General features: G+C 61.2%; 2 protein-coding genes. Both read left to right on the forward strand.

The genetic code is table 11. The annotated features are described in order from the left end of the window. A partial coding sequence (locus tag NKH12_RS30375; protein ID WP_352956474.1) for a hypothetical protein occupies positions 1 to 256 on the forward strand: 256 nt, incomplete at its 5' end. Further along, positions 253 to 1,344, forward strand: coding sequence for a Gfo/Idh/MocA family protein (locus NKH12_RS30380; RefSeq protein WP_352956475.1), 1,092 nt, complete (start codon positions 253 to 255; stop codon positions 1,342 to 1,344). The genes NKH12_RS30375 and NKH12_RS30380, both read left to right, overlap by 4 nt. Positions 1,345 to 1,519: the final 175 nt, after the last annotated feature.

The following is a 1,519-nucleotide window of genomic DNA, read 5'->3' on the forward strand; positions in this document are numbered from 1 at the left end:
CCATGCCCATCCGCTCGGCATCCTCGACACCAGGCGCATGAAGCTTGTCCGCCGCAGCGCCGCGCCAACCAAACCGCTTGGCGCTGCAGCGGACAGCACAGGGGGAAAAGTGTTACCCATGTATCCGGTTCAAAGTGTTACCCATCTATCAACTGGACACCGGCAGGGCGATGAGGGGCAGCACAAACCTGAAGCGATTGGGCGGCGACAGATGCCGCCGCTATTCGATCAAGAAGAACAAGGGAGGTGGCTTTGACCGACAAAGTAAAGGTGCTGGTGATCGGTCTTGGTAATATGGGCGCGTCGCATGCCAGCGCCTACCATCGCTCGGACGGGTTCGAGATCGTCGGCATCATGAGCCGCACGATCAAGAGCAACAAGAATATCCCGGCGCAATTAGCCGGCTATCCGCTCTACGAGGATTTTGACCTGGCGCTGAAAGAGACCAGGCCGGATGCCGTTTCCATCAACAGCTGGCCCAACACGCATGCCGAATATGCGCTGAAGGCGATCGGCGCGGGCTGCCACGTGTTCATGGAAAAGCCGCTCGCCACCAACATCGAGGATGCCGAGAAGGTGGTCGCCGCGGCGCGAGCGAAGAACCGCAAGCTGGTGCTCGGCTATATCCTGCGAGTCCACCCGTCATGGATCAAGTTCATCGAGGTTGGCAAGACGCTCGGCAAGCCGCTGGTCATGCGCCTCAACCTCAATCAGCAGAGCAGCGGCAGCGCCTGGCACTGGCATAAGAACCTGATCGATTCGCTGATCCCGATCGTCGATTGCGGCGTGCACTATGTCGACGTCATGTGCCAGCTGACCGGCGCCAAGCCGGTCCGCGTCCACGGCATCGGCGCGAAATTGTGGGCGGATGCCGCCAAGCAGAACTATGGCCATCTGCACGTCACCTTCGATGACGGTTCGGTCGGCTGGTACGAGGCGGGCTGGGGCCCGATGATGAGCGAGACGGCCTATTTCGTGAAGGACGTGGTCGGCCCCAAGGGCGCGGTCTCCATCGTCGCTGGCCAGACGGCAAGCGGTGCGGCCGAACTGGCCGAGGTGTCGAACTCAGCCGATATCGACCGGCACACCAAGACCGATGCGCTCAAGATCCACTATGCCGAGGTTGACGGCGACAAGAATTTCAAGAGGCCCGACGAGATCGTCAGCATGGAGGACGAGCCCGGCCATCAGGAGCTTTGCGATCGCGAGCAGGCGTTTTTCCTGCGCGCCATCCGCGAGGATCTCGACCTGTCCGAACAGATGAATGCCGCGGTCAACAGCCTGCGCATCGTGCTTGCCGCCGAGCAGAGCATCGAAGAAGGGCGGACCGTCGAGCTGACGTGAGGTGATCCGTGTTGAGCGACTCATGGGCCGGTCTGGCGCCGCCCCTCATCGCCCTGCCGGGCACTTCTCCCCGTATAGTGACCTATCGGATTCACACATTATGAACATCGAGCGTGGCTCCGTATTTGATGGCGGAGAATTCGGCGAGACCGATGCGCATGACCTTGGGGCCTGG

It is taken from the genome of Mesorhizobium sp. M1322 (assembly GCF_040318085.1).
Classification (GTDB): domain Bacteria; phylum Pseudomonadota; class Alphaproteobacteria; order Rhizobiales; family Rhizobiaceae; genus Mesorhizobium.